General features: G+C 72.7%; 17 protein-coding genes. 9 read left to right on the top strand and 8 right to left on the bottom strand.

Annotation, left to right across the window (positions count from 1 at the left end; genetic code table 11):
* Positions 1 to 8: 8 nt before the first annotated feature.
* A complete protein-coding gene (locus RIN75_RS05460) occupies positions 9 to 986 on the bottom strand; it encodes a Gfo/Idh/MocA family oxidoreductase (RefSeq protein WP_309110660.1) in 978 nt (325 codons plus the stop codon).
* 244 nt (positions 987 to 1,230) lie between these two features.
* Here RIN75_RS05460 and RIN75_RS05465 point away from each other — a divergent pair, with 244 nt between their 5' ends.
* On the top strand, positions 1,231 to 2,913 hold the full coding sequence (locus RIN75_RS05465; protein WP_309110661.1) for a DEAD/DEAH box helicase: 1,683 nt from the start codon (positions 1,231 to 1,233) through the stop codon (positions 2,911 to 2,913).
* Positions 2,914 to 3,048: 135 nt separating this feature from the next.
* On the opposite strand, the gene RIN75_RS05470 is transcribed toward RIN75_RS05465, so the two are convergent.
* Complete coding sequence (locus tag RIN75_RS05470; RefSeq protein WP_309110662.1) at positions 3,049 to 4,377, bottom strand: carboxylesterase family protein; 1,329 nt, start codon at positions 4,375 to 4,377, stop codon at positions 3,049 to 3,051.
* Positions 4,378 to 4,396: 19 nt separating this feature from the next.
* On the opposite strand from RIN75_RS05470, the gene RIN75_RS05475 reads away from it, so the two are divergent.
* The 3 genes from RIN75_RS05475 to RIN75_RS05485 are packed head-to-tail and all read left to right on the top strand — an operon-like array spanning position 4,397 to position 7,351.
* On the top strand, positions 4,397 to 5,824 hold the full coding sequence (locus RIN75_RS05475; protein ID WP_309110663.1) for a pyridoxal-dependent decarboxylase: 1,428 nt from the start codon (positions 4,397 to 4,399) through the stop codon (positions 5,822 to 5,824).
* A gap of 10 nt (positions 5,825 to 5,834) precedes the next feature.
* Entirely contained in the window at positions 5,835 to 6,776 is a 942-nt protein-coding gene (locus tag RIN75_RS05480) for a P1 family peptidase (RefSeq protein WP_309110664.1), read from the top strand.
* The gene (locus RIN75_RS05485) at positions 6,776 to 7,351 is read left to right on the top strand and encodes a DUF4865 family protein (RefSeq protein WP_309110665.1); all 576 of its coding nucleotides are present in this window, start codon (positions 6,776 to 6,778) and stop codon (positions 7,349 to 7,351) included. The genes RIN75_RS05480 and RIN75_RS05485 overlap by 1 nt, the downstream gene beginning before the upstream one ends.
* 3 nt (positions 7,352 to 7,354) lie before the next feature.
* On the opposite strand, the gene RIN75_RS05490 is transcribed toward RIN75_RS05485, so the two are convergent.
* The 4 genes from RIN75_RS05490 to RIN75_RS05505 all read right to left on the bottom strand — a co-directional run bounded on the left by RIN75_RS05490 (position 7,355) and on the right by RIN75_RS05505 (position 14,873).
* A complete protein-coding gene (locus tag RIN75_RS05490) occupies positions 7,355 to 10,531 on the bottom strand; it encodes a tetratricopeptide repeat protein (protein ID WP_309110666.1) in 3,177 nt (1,058 codons plus the stop codon).
* A 250-nt stretch (positions 10,532 to 10,781) separates the two neighbouring features.
* Entirely contained in the window at positions 10,782 to 12,035 is a 1,254-nt protein-coding gene (locus RIN75_RS05495; protein WP_309110667.1) for a GGDEF domain-containing protein, read from the bottom strand.
* A gap of 384 nt (positions 12,036 to 12,419) precedes the next feature.
* Positions 12,420 to 13,538, bottom strand: coding sequence for an MFS transporter (locus tag RIN75_RS05500; RefSeq protein WP_309110668.1), 1,119 nt, complete (start codon positions 13,536 to 13,538; stop codon positions 12,420 to 12,422).
* 135 nt (positions 13,539 to 13,673) lie between these two features.
* Positions 13,674 to 14,873 carry an MFS transporter gene (locus RIN75_RS05505; RefSeq protein ID WP_309110669.1) on the bottom strand — a complete coding sequence of 400 codons (1,200 nt, stop codon included), beginning with the start codon at positions 14,871 to 14,873 and terminating at the stop codon, positions 13,674 to 13,676.
* Between the two features lie 41 nt (positions 14,874 to 14,914).
* On the opposite strand from RIN75_RS05505, the gene RIN75_RS05510 reads away from it, so the two are divergent.
* The 4 genes from RIN75_RS05510 to RIN75_RS05525 are packed head-to-tail and all read left to right on the top strand — an operon-like array spanning position 14,915 to position 17,875.
* On the top strand, positions 14,915 to 15,907 hold the full coding sequence (locus RIN75_RS05510; protein WP_309110670.1) for an RNA polymerase subunit sigma-70: 993 nt from the start codon (positions 14,915 to 14,917) through the stop codon (positions 15,905 to 15,907).
* Positions 15,907 to 16,155 carry a hypothetical protein gene (locus RIN75_RS05515; protein WP_309110671.1) on the top strand — a complete coding sequence of 83 codons (249 nt, stop codon included), beginning with the start codon at positions 15,907 to 15,909 and terminating at the stop codon, positions 16,153 to 16,155. The genes RIN75_RS05510 and RIN75_RS05515 overlap by 1 nt, the downstream gene beginning before the upstream one ends.
* Entirely contained in the window at positions 16,149 to 16,904 is a 756-nt protein-coding gene (locus RIN75_RS05520) for an aminotransferase class IV (RefSeq protein ID WP_309110672.1), read from the top strand. The genes RIN75_RS05515 and RIN75_RS05520 overlap by 7 nt, the downstream gene beginning before the upstream one ends.
* Positions 16,905 to 16,948: 44 nt before the next feature.
* Positions 16,949 to 17,875, top strand: coding sequence for a hypothetical protein (locus tag RIN75_RS05525; protein WP_309110673.1), 927 nt, complete (start codon positions 16,949 to 16,951; stop codon positions 17,873 to 17,875).
* A gap of 5 nt (positions 17,876 to 17,880) precedes the next feature.
* On the opposite strand, the gene RIN75_RS05530 is transcribed toward RIN75_RS05525, so the two are convergent.
* Together RIN75_RS05530 and RIN75_RS05535 are read right to left on the bottom strand one after the other, a co-directional pair.
* Entirely contained in the window at positions 17,881 to 18,330 is a 450-nt protein-coding gene (locus tag RIN75_RS05530; RefSeq protein WP_309110674.1) for an Lrp/AsnC family transcriptional regulator, read from the bottom strand.
* Entirely contained in the window at positions 18,327 to 19,454 is a 1,128-nt protein-coding gene (locus tag RIN75_RS05535; protein WP_309110675.1) for a Xaa-Pro peptidase family protein, read from the bottom strand. Before RIN75_RS05535 ends, RIN75_RS05530 begins: the two co-directional genes overlap by 4 nt.
* A gap of 77 nt (positions 19,455 to 19,531) precedes the next feature.
* On the opposite strand from RIN75_RS05535, the gene RIN75_RS05540 reads away from it, so the two are divergent.
* Positions 19,532 to 20,491 (top strand): 5'-3' exonuclease H3TH domain-containing protein, encoded by a 960-nt coding sequence (locus RIN75_RS05540; RefSeq protein ID WP_375295910.1) that lies wholly within the window; start codon positions 19,532 to 19,534, stop codon positions 20,489 to 20,491.
* Positions 20,492 to 20,614 lie beyond the last annotated feature (123 nt).

A 20,614-nucleotide genomic window follows, 5' to 3' on the forward strand; every position in this document is an offset into this window, starting at 1 on the left:
GGCGCGGGCTACAACGACACGTCCGCGCCGGTCCGCGCCGCTTCCACCAGCGCTTCACCCACCCGGGCGGTGCGCTCGGAGTCGGCCAGGGACACGAGCGGCGGCCGGCCCGTTCGAACGGCCTCCGCGAAGGCGGCGGCCTGGTGCTCGTAGGCGTCCGCAGGTGCCACGACCTCTTCGCGCCTGCCCTGGTCCGTCACGACCGTGATCAGGCATTCCTCGTCCGGCCCGGTCCAGGCGTTGCGCACCGAGATCGACCCGTGCGTGCCCTGCAATTCGTAGCGAGCACACGGGCCGTAATCGAAGCCGTAGTCGATCTGCGCCATGCGGCCGTCGCCGAAGTCCAAGGTCGCCACGCCGCTGGTGTCGACCTGAGCGCCGTCCTTCGAGTACAACCGGGCCGACACCCGCTCCGGCGCCTGTCCGAACGCCCACAGCGGCACGTCGAAGGCGTAGCAGCCCACGTCCCAGGTCGCCCCGCCGCCCAGTTCCGGCAGGTACCGGATGTTCCCCACCGGGTCCATCAACCCGGCGAACGACGCCCGCACCACGCGCAACTCGCCGATCACCCCGGACGCCAGCAACTCCACCACCCGCCGCTGCTGCGGGTGGAACCGGTACATGTAGGCCTCCATCACGGTCAGCCCGCCCGCCGCATCGGCAACACGCGAGACGTCGGCCGAAGAAAGCGCCAAGGGCTTCTCGCAGAGCACGTGCTTGCCCGCCGCCAAAGCCCGGAGAGTCCACGGCACGTGCTCCGAGTTGGGCAGCGCCACGTAGACCGCGTCGACGCCGTCGTCGGCCAGCAACGCCTCGAACCCGTCGTGCGCCCGCGCCCCGAACTCCGCCGCGAACCGCTCCGACGCCGCCAACCGCCCGGGCCGGGCCGCGACCGCCACCACGGCGTTGTCCGGCGTGCGGTGGACCGCCGGCGCGACCCGGGTGCTGATGAAGGCTGTCGAGCCGAGCACGCCCCACCGCAGCATGAAGTCCTCCCAGAGCCCGTGTTTGATTGCGCCGCCTCCGGCGTCGCGGCGAGGTCGCCTGGAAGTCGGCACGTCGGGCCTGGTTTCCGCCGATCGAAGAGCGTGATCGACGGAAACCAGGCCCGACCCACCGACGCGACCTCGTACCGCGCAGTACCTTAACCGATTCACCCGCCGCGGCCCGCCACCCCCGAACGGCACCCCTCGCCGAGCGGTTCGCGGGCGATCAGCGAAACTTGACCCCATGACCGCCGACGCGCCCGACGACGACAGGACCAGCTTCGCCGACCTCGGGCTGCGCCCCGAGCTGCTGCGGGCGCTCTCCGGACTCGGCTACGAGGAACCCACCCCCATCCAGCGGGAGGCCATCGCGCCCCTGGTGGAGGGTCGTGACCTGCTGGGGCAGGCCGCGACCGGCACCGGCAAGACCGCCGCGTTCGCGTTGCCCGTGCTGGAGCGCATGGGTGACGGCGGGCGCACCGACACCGAACCGTTCGCGCTGGTGCTGGTGCCGACCCGCGAGCTGGCGGTGCAGGTGTCCGAGGCGGTGCACCGGTACGGGCGGGAGCTGGGCGCCCGGGTGCTGCCGATCTACGGCGGTCAGCCGATCGGGCGGCAGTTGCGGGTGCTCGAACAGGGCGTGGACGTCGTGGTGGCCACGCCGGGGCGGGCGGTGGACCACCTCAACCGGGGCACGCTCAAGCTCGACAAGCTCCAGATCGTCGTGCTGGACGAGGCCGACGAGATGCTGGACATGGGTTTCGCCGAGGACCTGGACGCGATCCTCGCCGAAGCGCCCGAGGACCGGCAGACCGTGCTGTTCTCGGCGACCATGCCGCCGCGCATCGACCGGCTGGCCCGCCGGCACCTGACGGACCCGGTGCGGATCACCATCGGCAGGGAGCAGACCGAGCCGGGTGAGGCGCCGCGCGTGCGGCAGAGCGCCTACGTCGTGCCGCGCGCCCACAAGCCGGCCGCGCTCGGCCGGGTGCTCGACGTCGAGGCCCCCACGGCGGCGATCGTCTTCTGCCGGACCAGGGACGAGGTCGACCAGCTCACCGAGACGCTCAACGGCCGCGGCTACCGGGCCGAGTCGCTGCACGGCGGCATCAGCCAGGAGCAGCGGGACCGGGTGATGGCGCGGCTGCGCAACGGGACCGCGGACCTGCTGGTCGCCACGGACGTGGCGGCCCGCGGCCTGGACGTGGAGCAGCTCACGCACGTCGTGAACTACAACGTGCCGTCCGCGCCGGAGTCCTACGTGCACCGCATCGGCCGGGTCGGGCGCGCGGGCCGGGAGGGTGTGGCGATCACCCTGGCCGAGCCGCGTGAGCACGGCATGCTCAAGACCATCGAGCGGGTCACCAAGCAGCGCATCCAGATGGAGAAGGTGCCCACCGTCGCCGACCTGCGGGCGCGCCGGCTGGAGCTGACCCGGGCAGCGCTGCACGAGAGCCTGCTGGAGGACGACCTGGAGGGGTTCCGGGTCGTGGTGGAGACGCTGGCCGACGAGTTCGACGTGGTGGAGATCGCGTTGGCGGCGGTCAAGCTGGCCCACGAGGCCACCGGCGCGGCGGCCGACGAGGAGGAGATCCCCGAGTTCGTGCCGCGCGACCGGGACCGGCGGGGCGCGCCGCTGGGCGGTGAGCGGCGGGAACGCCGGCCGCGCCGGCCCACGGCGGGCATGACCCGCCTGTTCGTGGGCGCGGGGCGCAGCGCGGGCATCCGGCCGCAGGACATCGTGGGCGCGATCGCGGGCGAGGCGCGGCTGAACGGCCGGGAGATCGGCGCGATCGAGATCGCCGACCGGTTCTCCCTGGTCGAGGTCCCGGACAACGCGGCGCAGCAGGTGATCACGGCCCTGCGCGGGGCGACCATCAAGGGCCGCAAGGTGACCGTCCGCCGCGAACGCGACGACAACCGCTGAGGGTCTTGCCAGGACGCGTTGCGCGACCCGCGCCACCCCGACCTCGCCGCCTTCGAAGGGGGTGCCAGCGTTCGACTTCGCCCCTGACTGGATGGTCGACGCCCACGCCGAGCCGACCGCCCAGAAACGAACTCCTCACGGTGCCGGTCGAGGCGGGCGAACGCCGGTTCCGGTGACCGGGAAGTCCACCGCCCCCTCCAGGTCGACCCCCTGCCACAAAGCCCGGCGGGCCGACAGGTCCACCTCGGGACCCCAGTGGTGCACGCCGGTCCAGCCCGGGTCGCCGGTGCGGCAGAAGTCGACCCACGACGCCAGCATCCGGGCGGACAGGTCGTGCTCGGCGGGTCCGGGCGGGCCGCCGATGAGGAAGTCCGCGCCGGTCAGGTTGCCGAAGGAGAACGGGACGTCGGCGGTGTGCCAGCCGGGCGGGCGGCTGAAGCGGGCCAGGTGGGCGCGGCCGTGGGCCTCGGCGAGGCGGGTGGTGGGTTCGGCGAACACGCTGTCCCCCAGCAGTTCCACGAACGCGTCGGCGACGGTCGGGAACAGGGCGCGGTAGCCGTCGAGGACGTGCGCGGGCAGGTCGAGGTCGCGGCCGAAGCGCGCGTACTCCTCGTCGGTGCGCACCGGGGCGAGCGTGCCGACGCGTTCGAACAGCCGGTATTCGGACGTGGTGTGGCAGAACAGGGCGTCCACGTGCGGCGGCGGCACCGGGAGGCGGTCGGCGACCGGCCCGAACAGGACCGGGTCGTAGCCCGGCGGCCCGGACTTCTGCGCGGCGATCAGCGCGTCGGCGGAGGCCACCGCCGACTCGGGCGTGGTCGGGTCGATCCACTCGGCGACGCGGCGGGCGAAACCCTCGGTGTAACACCGGCCCGGGACGCTGTGCGCGATCACCCGGCGGACACGCGCCACGCCGGCCAGGAACAGGGCCGAGCCGGCGCCCGCGGACTGGCCGCCGACGGTGATGTTGTCCGGGTCGCCGCCGAACGCCGCGATCTCGTCGCGGACCCAGTCGAACGCGGCCCGCTGGTCGAGCAGGCCGCGGTTGGCGGGCCGGCCCTCGACGTGGCCGAAGCCCTCGAAGCCCACGCGGTAGTTGCAGGTCACGACCACGAGCCCGGCGCGGGCGAGCGCGGTTCCGTCGTAGTCGGGCTGCGCGGAGGAGCCGAACGTGTAGGCGCCGCCGTGCAGGTAGAGCAGGACCGGGTGGCCGTCGCCGTGCGCGGGCGTCCACACGTTGAGGGTCAGCACGTCCTCGTCACCGGGCCGCCAGACCGGCGCGCCGGGCAGTTCAACGGACTGCGGCGGGATCGGGCCGAACTCCAGGCAGTCGCCCGAGTGGTCGGCGCGGACCGGCGCGGCGAACCGGCGCGGGCCGAAGGGCGGTTCGGCGTACCGGATGCCGAGGAACGCGTCGACGGCGGTATCGACCGCCCTGCCTCGAAAACGTCCACGTGTCCTCATCGGCGTCTACTCTGCCATGGTGAGCGATCCGCTGATCGGACGAGGGGATGCCGCCGAGGCGCTGGGGCTGGTGGTGGCGGCGGCCGGGCCGTACCTCGACGCGCTCCCGCACCTCCCGGTGCGCGACGCCGCGCAGGCGCACCTGCTCAAGGACCTGGACGGGCCGCTGCCCGAGGACGGCGAGGGCGCGCCGGCGGCGGTGGCGGAGCTGCTGCGGATCGGGACGCGGGCGGCCACCCACTCGTCCGGGCCGCGGTTCTTCCACTTCGTGGTGGGCGGGTCGACGCCCGCCGCGCAGGCCGGCGACTGGGTGACCTCGCTGCTGGACCAGGCGTCCGGGCTGTGGCTGGCCTCGCCGCTGGCCGCGCGGGCCGAGACGGTGGTGCTGCGGTGGCTGCGCGAACTCGTGGGGCTGCCGGAGTCCTTCGGCGGGGTGCTGACGCCCAGCGCCACGTTCGCGAACCTGACCGGGCTGGCGTGCGCGCGGCACTGGTGGGCGGCCCGGCACGGGTCGGACGTGACCGCGGACGGGCTGGCCGGGCTGCCCCGGATGCCGGTGTTCTCCAGCGGGTACGTGCACGCCAGCGACCGGAAGGCGTTGCAGCTGCTGGGGTTGGGCCGGGACAGCGTCCGGACGCTGGTGCGCGACGACGCCGGGCGGATCGACCTCGACGCACTGGACCGTGAGCTGGCCGCGTCGGGTCCGGCGGTGGTGATCGCGAACGCAGGCGAGGTCAACGCCGGCGACTTCGACCCGGTCGACGCGATGGCCGACCTCGCCGAGAAACACGGGGCGTGGCTGCACGTGGACGGGGCGTTCGGCCTGTTCGCGGCGCTGTCGCCGGAGACCGCGCACCTCGTGAAGGGTGTGGAGCGCGCGGACTCGGTGGCGGCGGACGGGCACAAGTGGCTCAACGTGCCGTACGAGAGCGGGTTCGTGTTCGTGAAGGACCCGTCGGTGCTGGGGCGGGCGTTCGGCGGGTGGAACGCGCCGTACCTGCCGGCCCCGGACGACGAGCTGGTCAACTACAACATGCTCGGCCCGGAGTCGTCCCGGCGGGCGCGGGCGCTGCCGATCTGGGCGGCGCTGCGGGCCTACGGGCGGTCGGGGCACCGGGCGATGGTGGAGCGGCACCGGGACCTGGCCGTGCGGCTGGGGCGGATCGTCTCCGAGTCGGACGACCTGGAGCTGATGGCCCCGGTGAACCTGTTCGTCGTGTGCTTCCGGTTCCGGCCGCCCGGGGTCGCGGAGGACCGGCTGGACGAGCTGAACCGGCGGCTGGGGGCCGAGTTGATCGAGGACGGCCGGGTGTACGCGGGGACCACGGTGTACCGGGGCGTGGTGGCGCTGCGCCCGGCCATCGTGAACTGGCGGACCACGCACGAGGACGTCGACCTGCTGGTGGCGGTGGTCCGGGAGATCGGCGCCCGGCTGCTCGATCAGTAGCATCGCGGTCGTGCGCAACGCGATCACCGATGTGCCCGGCGTCCTGGTCGGACACGCCACCCGCGTCGGCGGCGGCGCGCTGACCGGGACCACGGCGGTGCTGTTCCCGGCCGGGACGGTGTCCACTGTGGACGTCCGGGGAGGCGCGCCGGCGACCCGGGACACCGCCGCCCTTGACCCCCGGTACGGCGGCCGGGCCGTGCGGTGCGTGCTGCTGACCGGCGGCAGCGCCTACGGCTTGGCGGCGGCGGACGGCGCGGCCCGCGAGGTCGGTGACTTCGTGCCGGCGGCGGCGCTGTACGACTTGGGGCGGGGTGGGGTTTTCGACACCTACCCGACGCCGGAGACGGGCGCGGAGGCCGTGCGCGCGGCCGGTGTCGAGGTGCCGCAGGGCAACGTGGGTGCCGGCACGGGTGCCATGAACGCCGCTTTGAAGGGCGGGCTGGGCACGGCGAGCGTGTCGCTGGGCGGCGGTGTCGTGGTCGGCGCGGTGGCTGCTCTGAACGCGGCCGGGTCGGGTGTGGACTTGGGAACGGGCTTGCCCTTGGGCCATGATCTGGGCTTGCCCGACGAGTTCCCGCCTGCGGGTGGGGACGACCTCTCCCGTCCGATGCCGAGTGTGGTGCAGCCGTTCAACACGGTGATCGGCGTGGTGGCGACCAACGCACGGCTGCCGGTGTACCCGCTGGCCGCCGCCGGGCAGGACGGCTTGGCCCTGGCCGTGGACCCCGCGCACGGCATGGTCGACGGCGACACCGTTTTCGCCGCGTCCACCGGCACCCACGAGGCACCGGTCGAGGAGGTCCTGGAGGCCGCTCGACACGTGTTCGCCAGGGCTCTGGTGCACGGCCTGCTGGCCGCCGAATCCGTGACCACGCCGTGGGGCCACATCACGGCTTACCGCGAGCAGTACCCGCGAACCGGCGCGGGCTACCGAAGGGGGACCGTCTGATGCACGCGATGCACTACGAGATCACACTGCCCGCCGACTACGACATGTCGATCATCCACCGCCGGGTCGCCACCAAGGGTTCGGCGCTGGACGCGTGGCCGGGTCTGGCGTGCAAGGCCTACCTGGTGCGGGAGCGGGGTGTCGACGACTCTCCGGTGAACCAGTACTCGCCGTTCTACCTGTGGCGGACCGTCGAGGGCATGAACGCGTTCCTGTGGGGACCGGGTTTCGCCGGCCTGAGCCGCGACTTCGGACGGCCCGTGGTCCAGCAGTGGACCGGGCTGGGGTTCGAGGTGGGCGACCTGGGCGTGACTCCGACGATGGCCACCAAGGAAACCTGGTCGGTCGGTCGAGACGCTGACGTGGCCGAAGTGGTCGAGCAGGCTCTGGGCGAGTTGAAGCCGGTGGAAGGGGTCCATTCCACGGCGTTGGTCGTGGACACGCGCGCATGGGAGTTCGTGCGGTTCACGTTGTGGGCCGAGGAGCCGACCCCGGACGTCGCGGGGATCCGGTACCGCGTGCACCACCTGTCCAGGCCGGAGCTGGCCGACCTGCCCACCGGCCGGCTCTGGTAGGGCTCAGGGGTGTTGGGCGAGCCAGCCGTGGTCGCCCTGGCGGGAGCGCTGCGCGAACGGGACCGCGATGTAGTTCTCCAGGCCCAGCACCCCGCCCGTCGTCCGGTCCAGTTCCCGGGCGAAGCCGACGATGCCGCGATCGGTCCGGTCCATCAGCCAGGCCAGCAGGACCACCACGACGTCGGCCAGCACCCCGACCTGGAAGGGCATGTCGTCCCGGTTGCCGGCGGTCACGGCGTGCGCGAAGTCGGTCATGCCGCGTTCGGTCAGGTCGCGGGGGCCGATTTCGATCGCGCGCTTCATCGAGTCCACGACCAGCGGCACCACGGCCGCCCACGTGGGCTGTTCGGCGGTCTCGCAGATCAGGCCGCCGCACAGGGCGGTGGTCCACAGCGCCTCGGGGTCGTTCGCGCGGACCGCGCCCACGGCCAGGTTCGGCAGCAGAGCCGCGCCCTCTGCCCACAGGCCCTTGGCGACCAGGAGTTCCACCGCGTGGCGGTAGTGCTCCAGGGCCTTGGCGTGGTCGCCCATCCGGGTCAGCACGCGACCCAGTTCGTCGTGGCAGGTGGCGATGTCGGCCGGTCTCGCTCGGCGTTCGGCCAGGGCGAGGGCGACGGTGGCGTAGTGCTGGGCGGTGTCGAGTTCGCCGAGGTCCTGGTGGCAGGCGCCCAGTTCGCGCAGCGCGGTCAGTTCGGCGGCCTCGTCGTGCTCGGCCCGGAACAGCTCGACCGCGCGCACACCGGCCTCGATCGCCGCGTCCAGGTTGCCGATGCGGCGGTGGCGGACGCACTCCTCCAGCTTGAACTCGGCCTGCTTGCGCCGGTCGTCCAGCTCCACGGCCACGTCGTGGCCCTCCACGGCGTAGCGCAGCGCCGTCTCGTGGTCCTCACCGCTCAGCTCACCCAGCACGCCGATCGCCTCCACCAGCCGCGTCCGACTGCCCCGTGCCCGGAACACGTCGTGCGCCTCCAGCGCGGCCCGCCGCGCATCCTCCGGTCTGTCCTCGCGCACCAGCAGGCGCGCCATGCGCAGCAGGACGTCCGCCCGGTCCCGGCAGGCGTCACCACGCTCCACACACTTCTCGAAGTCCGCGAGTGCCGCGTCGTATTCCCCGCGGGCCTCGTGGGCGCGGCCGGTCAGCTCGTGGCGGCGGGCGCGGCGGGGCGCGGACTCGGGTTCGGGCAGGTCCAACTCGTCCAGCGCGGCGTCGACCAGGTCGGCCAGGGCCGGGTCGCCGGTCAGGGCGAGTTCGTCCAGCAGGACGTCCACATAGGACGGCGTGTCGGTGGCCCCGCGCTGTTCGGCGGTGCGGCGCAGCGCGGTGATCTCGCGGTGCAGCACCGAGGTGAGCGGTTCGGGGCACGTGCGGGCGAAGCGGCCGAGCAGTTCGGCCTCGGCCAGCGCGGCCTCGCCGTCCGTGGTGGACCGGTCGCGCCACTCGTCCAAGCGGCCGTTGACGGTGCCCAGGTACAGGTAGCAGCGCTCGATGCCGCCGGGGGTGCCGGTGTTGACGATGGCGTTGGCGGCGGGTGCTTCCTCGGCGGTCAGGCGGTGCACGACGGTGGCGGCGAAGCTCGTGGCCAGGCCCGGCGGGACGGTCCACAGGGTGCCGATGTAGCCGCGCGCGCCGGCGCGCAGGAAGGCGCGGCCGACCTCGGGCCACGGGCGGCGCGAGTTGTTGACCACGATCGGGCGGTGGGCCAGGTGTGGGACGTCGGTGAGCGGTTCGTCGCCGAGCACGATGCCGTCATCGTCGCCGTGGGTGTTGAAGAAGACGAGTTCGACGGGCAGTTCGCCGGCGAGCGCGGCCAGGGCGGCGGGGGAGGCGTCCTCGGCGGACAGGACGAGCGGGTGGGTGAAGTGGCCGATCTCGTCGGTGTGGCCGGGTGGCGCGGCGGTGTCGAACACCAGGCTGAACGCGCCGGGTTCGCGGGCGGTGCCCTCGCCGTACAGTTCGGTCAGGACCACCAGGGTGGGGTCGGCGGCGACGTGCCCGACGGGCTTGCGGGTCCAGTTCACGTCGTCGGTGCGGACGAAGGAGTAAGGAAGACCGGTGGTGAACGCCGTCAGCCTTCGATCCCCGACCGCGTCGATCACCTCCGCCGGGACCTGCGCGGTGACGACGGCTTCGAGCGCGGCGAACGGGTCGTGCTCGCCGGTCGAGAGGTAGCGCCACAGGGCTTCGACGAACCCGATGCCCTTGACCGCGTCCCCTATCGCACGGGCGGCGGCGGTGACCCGGTCCTGCTCCTCGGCGATCACGCGGTGGACCTCGGTCAGGTCCGGGACGGGGGTGGTGATCAGGGTGGCTTCCCGGTGGTGCGCGTACTGGGCGGCGACCAGGGCGTGGGCGGTGCCGGTGTCCTCGACCAGGACGGCTTCGTCGGTGTCCGGTTCTTCCGGTTGTGGGAGGTTTTCGACCCCGTCGACAATCCGGAGCGGACGGCCGGCGCGCAGCGCCGCGTACAGCGCTTGGACTTCCGTGCCAGGTGGGGCTTCGAGCGGTTCCGCGTCACCTACCCCCAACACCCGCCACGCGTCCTCGGCAAGGTCGGGGCTCGGGACCAGCCGGACGACGTCAAGCCCGTCGACCAGATCGCCCCCTTCGCCACACAACACCACCGCACGACGAACCCCGGTCTTGTGGAGCAGTTCCCTCAGCCGTTCCTGCTCGTCGTCCTCAACCACCACCAACGGCGCGAACCCCGACAAACAGGACAACACAACCGCCGCTTCACTCACCTGGTCCGGCCGGCACACCACGGCGGTATCGGCAACCCCGTAGACAGGCGCGCTGGTGACGGTGACGTTCAACTCCGACTCCCCCGCCGGCAAGGCGACGCACACCCCGTCGTCCAGGGTCGTGCACGGCGAAGAGCCGCTGACGTGCAGGGAGACGTGGTCGGACAACGCGAACCGGACCCCGTCCGTCGTCTCGGTCCCGGGGGCGTCGACCTTGAGCCGCCACTCGGCCGGAGCGGGCAGGTCGAAGCGCTGCTTGAGCACCGTGCGGACGTGGCCGTCCCGGTGCTCGTCGACCAGGAGGTCGCGGGCGCCTGCCTCGGCGGTGAGGTGCTCGCTGACCGGCAAGGGCGGTTTGCGGTGCACGTCGAGGAGGACGGCACGCAGCAGCCCCGCCTCGAAGCGGAACCGGATTCCGTGCGGGGCACCGAGGTCCACTGGCTCACAACCCTTGCAGCGACGACTCCACCGGATAGTGGTGGCGCGCAGAAACTACGCCACCAGAGCGCTCCACCTGTACAACATCCCGCAGGTCAATGAGGTTGTTACACACCATGCCACGTGGATCACAACGCCTCCCGCCGCAGACGCCGCTTTCACCGCCCCCAGCCGGCATGATGACCATCACCACCCACCAGCCCGCGGTCACACCACCAGCCCGCGGTCACACCACCGGCGGGAGCCGCGATCAAGTGCCGGGGTGTTCGGAACGCGCGGCCGGCATCCAAGGGACTCGGCGGCGGCGGGCGGCTACCTGGAACTGGTCGCGGCCCTGGCGTTTGGCCTCGTACAGCGCCGCGTCGGCGGCGGCCAGCAGGCCCTCGATGGTGTCCTCGTCGACGAACGGCCACACCGCGATCCCGATGCTCACCGACAGCCCGCCCACGCGACCGCCCTCGGCATCGTCGGCCACCACGTGGTGCACCTGCCGCCGGATGCGTTCCGCGATCGCCTCCGCCTCCGCCGGCTCGACACCGGGCAGCAGGACCGCGAACTCCTCACCACCGAACCGGCCCACCGCGTCACCCCGCCGGACGGCCCCGCTCAACGCCACCGCGATCCGCCGCAGCACAGCGTCACCGATCTGGTGACCGTGCGTGTCGTTGATCTCCTTGAAGTGGTCCACGTCGATCATGAACAACCCGACCGTCGCCCCCGGCGGCTGCCGGCGGGTCCGGTCGAGTTCCAGCGACGCCTGGAGGTGCCAAGCCTCGGCGTTGAGCAACCCGGTCTTGGCATCCGTCCGGGCGGCGAGTTCCAACTGGTGGATGAGGACCGTGCGGTGCAGGGCGACGGCGGCCACGACCATCGGCAGGGCGAAGCCCGGCCACCACGCCACCGCCAGCGCCACGAACACGCCCATCGCGAGCTGACCGGCCTCCAGCAGGTTGTCCGACGCACTGCCCACGGCGTCGCGCACCGAACGCGGCCGGACCGTCAGCAGGATCACGATCGCCACCAGGGCCGTGTTCACCAGCCACTGCGCGGCACCCGCACCGACCAGGCCGACCAGGTCCAGCCACCCCGACGGACGCCCGGCGGCCAGGTGCTCGCGCAGGCCGGTCGCGCCCGCCACAGTGCCCGCGGCCAGCGTGGCGAGGACCATCATGGACGTGGTGAACACGTTCCGGTGCGGTGGCCGGGACGCGTCCCAGCGCCCCACCACCCACCAGCGGTGCGCGTACATGAGCACGACCAGCGCCACCGCGAGCAAGGGCGGCAGCACGAGGGCGCCGGCCAGCATCCAGATGCTGCACAGGTCGACGTGCGGCAGGTGGCTGTGGTCCCGCCGGATCCGCTCGATCCAGCGCGAGCTGTGCAGGTGCAGCGCGGCGCACCCCACCAGGACGGCGAACACCGGCCACGCACCCGCCGGGACCGGCCACGCCGTGGTCGCCGCGATGGCGACCAGCGCGAGCAGATCCACCGACAGCACGTACACCAGGGCCTGCCGTGGCAGGGACCATAGTGACCAGCGTCGATCGCCCGACGACGCTGACCGCACTCTGCCCATGGTTCCTCGCGACCGTCTAACTCGGACCGTGAACGCGTCCGAACGGACCGTCACAGTAATTGTGACCTGGGCGGATGTCAGCCGCTAGCGGGGTGACGCGACCCACAGGAGGTGATTGCGGTGCGCGACAAGATCTGGTGAGCACCCCTGGCCGCCGGGAGTTCGCGAGGGAGGTGAGGTCATGCGCGACAAGATCTGGTGAACCCCTCGTGTCCGGGTCGAGTTCCGAGGGGAGGTGCGCCGCCATGCGCGACAAGATCTGGTGACGTCCGGGCGACGGTGCGGGCGCCGCGCGTTCGGCCGCGGCCCCGCTCACCGCCGGACCACCAACCACAGGCAGGCCAGTCCGGCCCCCGCGCCGCTCACGACGAGCGCGGGAGCGAGTCCGGAAGCCTCGGCCAGGACGCCGCCGACGAGTGCGCCCAGCGGGGCCGTGCCCCAGACGGTGGTGCGGATCGCGGCGTTGACCCGGCCGTGCAGGGTGGGCGGGGTGAGCCGGTAGCGGATCGGCACCTGGAGCACGTGGTAGACCTGCACGCCCCACCACATCACGGCGATGCTCAACGGGTGCGCCACGACACCCGCGGCACCCAGCCCGGCCACGGCGATGGCGACCGGCATGGCACGTTCACCCAGTCGTGGAGCAACCAGCGCGCCCACGAGCCCGCCCGCCGCGCCGATGGCGAGCGTGAGACCGATCCGACCCGGTGACAGGCCTTCCCGCGCGAGGTGGAGCGGGAGTTGGGCCAGGAAAGCGCTTACCCAGAACATGTGGGTCGCGGTGCAGAGCGTGACCCGGCGCAACAGGCGCTGGCCGAACACAAGGCGCACCCCCGTCAGCACTCCCCCGCCGCGGTCGACGGTGTCGCGCACGCGGATGCCGGCGAGGGTGGCGGCGGAGACCAGGAAGCTGAGGGCGTCGGCGAGCAGTGCGACCGGGGCGCTGAACGTCGCGACCAGCCAGCCGGCGACGGCGGGTCCGGCGATCTGGGCGGTGGACTGGCTGGTCTCGAACGCGCCCTGGGCCCTCGTCAGGCGGTCGGGCGGGACGACGAGCGGGACGAGGGCGAGCGTCCCGATGTCCCCGAACACCGCGAACGCCCCCGCCGTGAACGCGACCGCGCACAGCAGTGGGACGGACAGGGTCCCGGTGACGTCGGCGAGCGGGACGACGGACAGGGCGGCGGCTTGGCCGAGGGCGCAGGTGACCAGGAGCGGGCGGCGGGGCAGGCGGTCGACCCAGGCGCCGGCGGGCAGGCCGAGGACCAGGTAGGGGGCGCGGGCGCAGGCGGCGAGGAGGCCCATGTCCCAGGCGGTGGCGCTCAGGGTGAGGGCGGCGACCAGGGGCAGGGCGAGCGCGGTGACCTGCGAGCCGGCGAGGGAGATCGACTGGCCGGACCAGAGCAGCAGGAACGCCCGATCACGCCGCAACGCCCGCTCGTCGTGCCCGGTGACAGGCCGCCGGTCGCTCTGCCGCGACTCACGCCGATCTCCGGCCCCCGGTGCCGACTCAGGCCGATCTCCGGCCCCCGGTTCCATTGTCCCACGAGGCACCGACAGTTTCCCTCAGTCGTCGCTGGGAAGCGCAGTCGCGGAAACCCTGGCCCAAGCCGCAGCAACGGCCACGGACGCGATCACACCGGCGACACCCGCATAGGCGATCGCAGTACCCGCAGAACCCAAAGCAGCAGCCAGCAACCCACCCCCAGCCACACCAATCCCCTGAGCCGCGACCAACCCACTCCGCGCAAAACCAAGCGCCTGCCCACGATGGGCGTCCGGCACCAACCGAACAAAAGTCGCCCCCGCAGTCACCTGATAAGCGCTGGCCACCCCACTCAGCGCCAACAACGCGACAGCCCCCACCAACCCAGGCGCCACCAAGTACCCCACCAGCGGCAACGCCGTCGCCACGGCCAACAAACCCAACAGCCGCACCCGCCGACCCGTCGGCAAGAACCGCAGCAGCACCGTCCCCAGCACCATCCCCGCCGGGTCCGCCGCCAGCAGCAGCCCCACCCCCTCGGCACCCACCCCGACCTCCGCCGAGAAGGGCGCGGCCAACCCCTCCGGCACCACCGTGAACAGCGCCAGCCACCCCAACGCCACCAGCAGCCGCAACCGCCGGTCCCGCCACACCAGCACCGCCCCCGTCCGGATGCGGAACCCGACCCGGGTCACCGCCCCCGCCGCGGGTCGCGCCCGCAACCCGAAGCGCAGCAACAACGCCGACACCGCGAAAGTCAACGCATCCGCGACGAGCGCCCCGGACGTCCCCAACCACGCCACCACCAGCCCACCACCCGCGAACCCGAGCAGCAGCCCGGCCTGGTGGGTGATCAGGTGCACAGACTGCCCCGCCTCGTACCGGTCCCCCAACACCGTCGGCAGCAACGCCCCCTGAGCCGCGGCGAACGGCGGCTCGGCCAGTTGCGCCACCACCAACAACACCGCGACCAGCGGCAACGGCACACCAGGCACAGCCATCAGGGCCAGCAGCACCGCCCGCAGCAGGTCCGCAGCGACCATCACCGCCCGCCGCGGAAACCGATCAGCCAGACCGGACAGCAGCACACCGGACACCAGCGCCGGGAGCATGGTCAACGCGTACGTCAACGCGGTCCACGCGGCCGAGCCCGTCCGCTGGAACACCAGCACCGACAGCGCCACCCGCGCCAACTGGTCGCCCACGGTCGACAGGGCCGCCGCGCACCACAGCACCCGGAACTCGGGCACCGCGAACGCCGCCCGGAAACCCGTCCCCATGCTCCTCCGATGAGTTTCCGCGTGCGGTCCCGTCATACGTCGTGCGGCGTGCGGCCCGGCACGTCACCGTACAACCCAGGAGGACGGCGATGAGCGAGGTCTCGACGATGACGGCTGACGTCGACTTCACCCACGAGGTCGAGAAGCACCGGCACGAGTTGAGGGTGCACTGCTACCGGCTGCTCGGCTCGTTCGACGAAGCCGAGGACCTGGTGCAGGAGACGTTCCTGAAGGCCTGGCGCGGCCGGGACACGTTCGAGGGGCACTCGTCGTTCCGGGCGTGGCTGTACCGGATCGCGACCAACGCGTGCCTGGACGCCATCGCGCGCCGGCCCGCGCCCGGGCCGGCCGCCGACGCGGTGGAGGTGCCGTGGATCCAGCCCTACCCGGACGCCCTGCTCGACCAGGCCGCGGGCCCGGACGCGGAGGTCGTCGCGCGGGAGACGATCGAGTTGGCGTTCCTGGTGGCGGTGCAGCACCTGCCCGCCAAGCAGCGGGCCGTGCTGGTGCTGCGGGACGTGCTGGGCTGGCCCGCGAGCGAGACGGCGGCGCTGCTGGAAGACACCGTGCCCGCGGTGAACAGCGCCCTGCAACGCGCCCGCGTGACGCTGCGCAAGCATTTGCCCGAGCGGCGCGCGGAGTGGAGCGCCGAGGCGTCGGCGCTGGAGAAGGCGGCGCTGCGGCGGTTCGTGGAGGCCACCGAGAACTGCGACATGGCGGAGTTGGCGGCAGTGCTGCGCGAGGACGCCGTGTGGTCGATGCCGCCGCAGCCCGAGCTGTACATCGGCCGGGACACGCTCATCGGGCAGTGGGCGCCGTTCATGGTCGGCCCGGAGGCGTTCGGCGAGTGGCGCGCCGTGCCGACGTGGGCGAACCGGCAGCCGGCGGTCGCCGGCTACGCCAAGCGCGCCGGTTCGGGCGTCTTCGAGCCGGTGGCGCTGGACGTGCTGCGGGTCGAGGACGGCGTGGTCGCCGAGGTGACCACCTTCCCGTCGTCGGTCTTCCCGTGGTTCGGCCTGCCCGCCACCCTCTGATGTTCCGCACGCGGGTGGTCACGGTCTCCGGGACCCGCCCGTACGACCCGGACGAGTGGCGCGGGGCGCTGGTCGTCGTCAGCGCGGGGGTGGTGGAGCTGGAAGGGCTCGGCGGCACGCGGCGCGCGTTCGGGGCGGGCGCGGTGCTGGTGCTCGACGGGGTCGGCCTGCGGGCCCTGCACCAGCGGGGACCGGAGCCCGCGGTGCTGGTCGCGGTCGTGCGGGCGGATACCGTCACCCCGTGCTGAGGATCGAGATCGACGGCGGGACGCCGACCACCGACCAGTTGGCGGTCGGCCTGCTCGCCAACTACGGCCACTTCACCGCGATGCAGGTCCGGGACCAGCGGGTCCAGGGCCTGGACCTGCACCTGCGGCGACTCGACGCCCAGCACCGCGAGCTGTACGGGACGGGCTTGGCGGGCGACCGGGTCCGGGCGCTGATCGCGAAGGCGCTCGGCGACGTGCGCGACGCCGCCGTGCGGGTCATCGCGTTCGGCCCGGACTCCCCCAAGCTCATGGTCGTCGTCCGCCCGCCCGTCCCGCGCCCGGACCGCCCGCAACGCCTGGTGTCGGTGGACTACCAGCGCCCGCTGCCGCACGTGAAGCACATCGGCGGCTTCGGCCAACTCCTGCACGGCAACCGGGCCCGGGCCGCCGGCTACGACGACGCGCTGCTGACCACGCCGGACGGTGTCGTGATCGAGGGCGCGATCGCCAACATCGCCTTCTTCGACCACGAGGGCGGGATCGTGTGGCCGGAGGCGAACTGGCTGCACGGCGTGTCGATGCAACTGCTGGAGCAGCACCTGCCGTACCGACGAGCCGTGGTGCGCAAGGCGGACTTGACGTCGTACCGGGGCGCGTTCCTGAGCAACTCCATCGGCGTGACCCCGGTGTCCGGCATCGACGACGTCGACTACAAGATCGACGAACCCGCCATGACCCGCGTCCGCGCCGCCCTGGAGGCAGTGCCCTGGGACGCCGTGGATGAGTAGAAGCCCGGATGCCCACCCGCTCGGCGACACGAGAGGGTGACGCCGTGATCGACTTACGCACCGAGCGCACCTGGCCACCCCTGACCGTCCAGATCGTCGGCGTGTGGCTGGCCGCCCTGGTCGGTTTCATCGGCACCGGCTGGCTGGCCCTGCTCGGCTTCTTCCTCAAGAGCCCCGGCCTAGTCGGCGTGTCCCTGGTGGGTCCCCTGCTGATGTTCTTCCTGGTGGGCAGCCTCTCCCAACCGGCCGGCCTGCTGACCGGCCGCCTGCTGCCCCGAGTGGGCTGGGCCGTGCTGGTGACCCTGTTCGGCACCCTGGGCGCGGTGTTCTACATGTCGGTCCTGGAGGCCAGTGAACCCGCCGATCCCGGCCCGTGGCCGGCCGCGCTCGGTGTCGGCGTGCCGTTCGCGCTGGTCACGGCCATGCTGGTGCGGCCCCTGGTGATCCGGCTGGTGGCGATGGGCCTGACGGCGGCGCTGGTGGCCCTGGGCATCTGGCTCCCGACGACCCTCCCCCACGACGACGCGCCGTCCCGGCTAGCCCACGCGAACCTGCCCGGCGACGTCCTCTTGATGGCCACGCCGGACGCCTACGAGTTCCCCACGCTCAGCCGCCCCGATGGCGAAGTGGTCCTGGAGTACCGCCCCACCGGCAAGGCCCAACCGCTGTCGTACTGGCCGAAGCTGATCACCCGTAAGGTGTCGCCGGACCAGCCCGCGGACGTCCGGGAGGACGGCCTGGTCTACCGAAAGTGGGCGGACAACCACCTCTACCTGCGACGCGAACACGGCGTCGAGATCGTGGCCATGGTCCCGGACGACATCCCGAAGGACGCGGTCCGGGCGTTCGTCCTCTCCGCCCGACCCGCGACCGACGCCGAGATCATGCGCCTGCTCCCCCAGGCGCCCGACCGCCGCAACCGGGACGTCCTCGAACGGTTCACCCGAACCATCGCCAGACTCGGCGGCTAGCCCGCCTACACAGCCGGCGGCCGGTCCTCGTAAGGCGTGGACAGCACCACGGTGGTCCTGGTCGACACGTTGGCCACCTCGCGGATCTGCCGGAGCAGCTCCTCCAGCGCCGTCGGCGAGGCCACCCGGACGCGGAGGACGTACGAGGCGTCGCCCGCGACCGAGTAGCACGCCTCGATCTGCGGCAGGTGTTCCAGCCGCTTCGGGTAGTCGTCCGGAGCCGCCGGGTCGATGGGCGTGAGCGAGATGAACGCGGTGAGCGGCAGCCCGATCTCGTCGCCGTCGAGGCGGGCCGCGTAGCCGCGCACGACACCGCGCTGCTCCAGCCGGCGCACCCGCTGGTGCACCGCCGACACGCTCAAGCCCACGCGTTCGGCCAGGTCGGTGAAGCTGCACCGGCCGTCGGCCGCCAGTTCACGCAGGATCGCCCGGTCTATCGGCTCCAGGTTGGTCACGCCGGCAGCACCACCAGTTCATGCGGTCGGTTGTTCACGCTCTCCACGCCGTCCTCGGTGACGACCACGATGTCCTCGATCCGCGCGCCCCACCGGCCCGGCAGGTAGATGCCCGGCTCGACGCTGAACGCCATGCCCGGCTCCAGCGGCAGGTCGTTGCCGCCCACGATGTAGGGCTCCTCGTGCACGTCCATGCCGATGCCGTGGCCGGTCCGGTGCACGAAGAACTCGCCGAAGCCCGCGTCGGCGATGATCCGGCGCGCCGCCGCGTCCACCTGCTCGCACGTCACGCCCGGCCGCACCGCCTCCACCGCCGCCTTCTGCGCCGCCTGGAGCACCGCGTAGGTCTCCCACACGTCGGCGTCGCGCGGCTCGCCCAGGACGTAGTTGCGGGTCGAGTCGGAGCAGTAGCCCTCGGCGATCGGGCCGCCGATGTCCACCACGACCACGTCACCGGCCTCGATCACCCGGTCGGACAGGCTGTGGTGCGGCGACGCGCCGTTCGGGCCCGACCCCACGATGACGAAGTCCGCCTGCACGTGCCCCTCGGCCACGATCGCCGCGGCGATGTCGGCGCCCACCTCGGCCTCAGTACGCCCGACCCGCAGCCACTCGCCCATCCGGGCGTGCACGCGGTCGATCGCCGCACCCGCCGTGCGCAACGCCGCCACCTCACTCGCGTCCTTGCGCATCCGCAGCTCGCGCAGCACCGGGCCGGCCAGCACCTGCTCGCCGCCGATCGCGTCGCGCAGGCCCAGCGCGTGCAGGGCGGGCATCATGTCCGACACCGCGACCCGGGTGCCCTTCAGCGCGCCGCGGACCAGCGCGTACGGGTCCTCGCCGTCGACCCACGTCACCACGTCGACCCCGAGCCGGTCGGTCGGGATGCCCGCGTAGCCCGGCTGCTCCAGCTTCGGCACGACCAGCACCGGCGTGCCGCCCACCGGCAGCACCAGGCAGGTGAGCCGCTCGAACGACGAGCCGCCCGCGCCGATCAGGTAGCGCAGGTCCGAACCGGGGGAGATCAGCAGGGCGTCCACGCCGGCGACGGACGCCGCGGTGGCGGCCTTGTCCAGTCGCGCGCGGAGGGCGTCCACGTCAATGGGTCCAACATGGGTCGACATGCTTGCGCAGCCTAGTCCCGAACCGCCCGGGGCACGCCGGCCAGGCTGATCGAACTCGTTTGTCGGTGGCTTCTGGCATGCTGACCGCCGTGTCCAGCCGACTGGTCCTCTTGGACTCCGCCAGCCTCTACTTCCGGGCGTTCTACGCGCTGCCCGAGTCGATGACCGCGCCCGACGGCACACCGGTCAACGCGGTGCGCGGGTTCATCGACACCATCACCAAGGTGATCACGGACCGGGCCGCGACCCGGCTGGTGGCGTGCCTGGACGCCGACTGGCGCCCGGAGTTCCGGGTGGCCGCCCTGCCCTCCTACAAGGCGCACCGGGTGCTGGAGGGCGGCGTGGCCGGCGAGGAGGACGTGCCGGACACGCTCACCCCGCAGGTCCCGATCATCCTCGACGTGCTGGACGCGGTGGGCATCGCGACCGCCGAGGCGGTGGGCTACGAGGCCGACGACGTCATCGGCACGCTCGCCGCGCGCGAGACGACCGACCCGGTGGAGGTCATCACCGGCGACCGGGACCTGTTCCAGGTGGTGCGCGACGAGCCGGTCCCGGTGCGCGTGCTCTACCTGGGCCGCGGCTGGGCCAAGGCCGAACTGCTCGGGCCGGTGGAGCTGGCCGCCAAGTACGGGCTGCCGGAGACCGACGCGGGCCCCGCCTACGCGGGCATGGCCGTGCTGCGCGGCGACCCGTCCGACGGGCTGCCCGGCGTGGCGGGCATCGGCGAGAAGACGGCGGCGAAGCTGGTCAAGGAGTTCGGGACGCTGCAGGCGGTGCTCGACGCCGTCCACGACCCGCGCGACCGCAAGCTCACCACCCGCGCCCGCACCGCCCTGCTGGCCGCCCAGGACTACCTGGCCGTCGCGCCCACCGTGGTCAACGTGGCCACCGACGCCAAGGTCCTCCAGGACCGCCCGGACGTCGTGCCCGCCGCCCCCGCCGACCCGGACCGCGTCGAGGAGCTGTCCCGGCGTTGGGGCCTGGGCAGCTCCCTGCCCAGGCTCCTCAACGCGTTGGAACGCCGCCGGGCCTAAAGCGCGAGGCCGTGTTGGCCTGTCGCGGTGTGTTTCCGCCGATCGAAAACCGTGATCGTCGGAAACACGCCGCGATGGGTCGACTCCCCTGGCGGCCGAGCCGCCGCGACGCAGTCGCGGCAA

Origin of the sequence: Saccharothrix sp., from assembly GCF_031180885.1 — a bacterium.
In the GTDB taxonomy this organism is placed as follows: domain Bacteria; phylum Actinomycetota; class Actinomycetes; order Mycobacteriales; family Pseudonocardiaceae; genus Actinosynnema.

Excerpts from the sequence above, each read along its gene's own strand:
- RIN75_RS05460 (WP_309110660.1), bottom strand. The coding sequence starts at position 986 with ATGCTGCGGTGGGGCGTGCTCGGCTCGACAGCCTTCATCAGCACCCGG.
- RIN75_RS05465 (WP_309110661.1), top strand. The coding sequence starts at position 1,231 with ATGACCGCCGACGCGCCCGACGACGACAGGACCAGCTTCGCCGACCTC.
- RIN75_RS05470 (WP_309110662.1), bottom strand. The coding sequence starts at position 4,377 with ATGAGGACACGTGGACGTTTTCGAGGCAGGGCGGTCGATACCGCCGTC.
- RIN75_RS05485 (WP_309110665.1), top strand. The coding sequence starts at position 6,776 with ATGCACGCGATGCACTACGAGATCACACTGCCCGCCGACTACGACATG.
- RIN75_RS05505 (WP_309110669.1), bottom strand. The coding sequence starts at position 14,873 with ATGGGGACGGGTTTCCGGGCGGCGTTCGCGGTGCCCGAGTTCCGGGTG.
- RIN75_RS05515 (WP_309110671.1), top strand. The coding sequence starts at position 15,907 with ATGTTCCGCACGCGGGTGGTCACGGTCTCCGGGACCCGCCCGTACGAC.
- RIN75_RS05535 (WP_309110675.1), bottom strand. The coding sequence starts at position 19,454 with ATGTCGACCCATGTTGGACCCATTGACGTGGACGCCCTCCGCGCGCGA.
- RIN75_RS05540 (WP_375295910.1), top strand. The coding sequence starts at position 19,532 with ATGCTGACCGCCGTGTCCAGCCGACTGGTCCTCTTGGACTCCGCCAGC.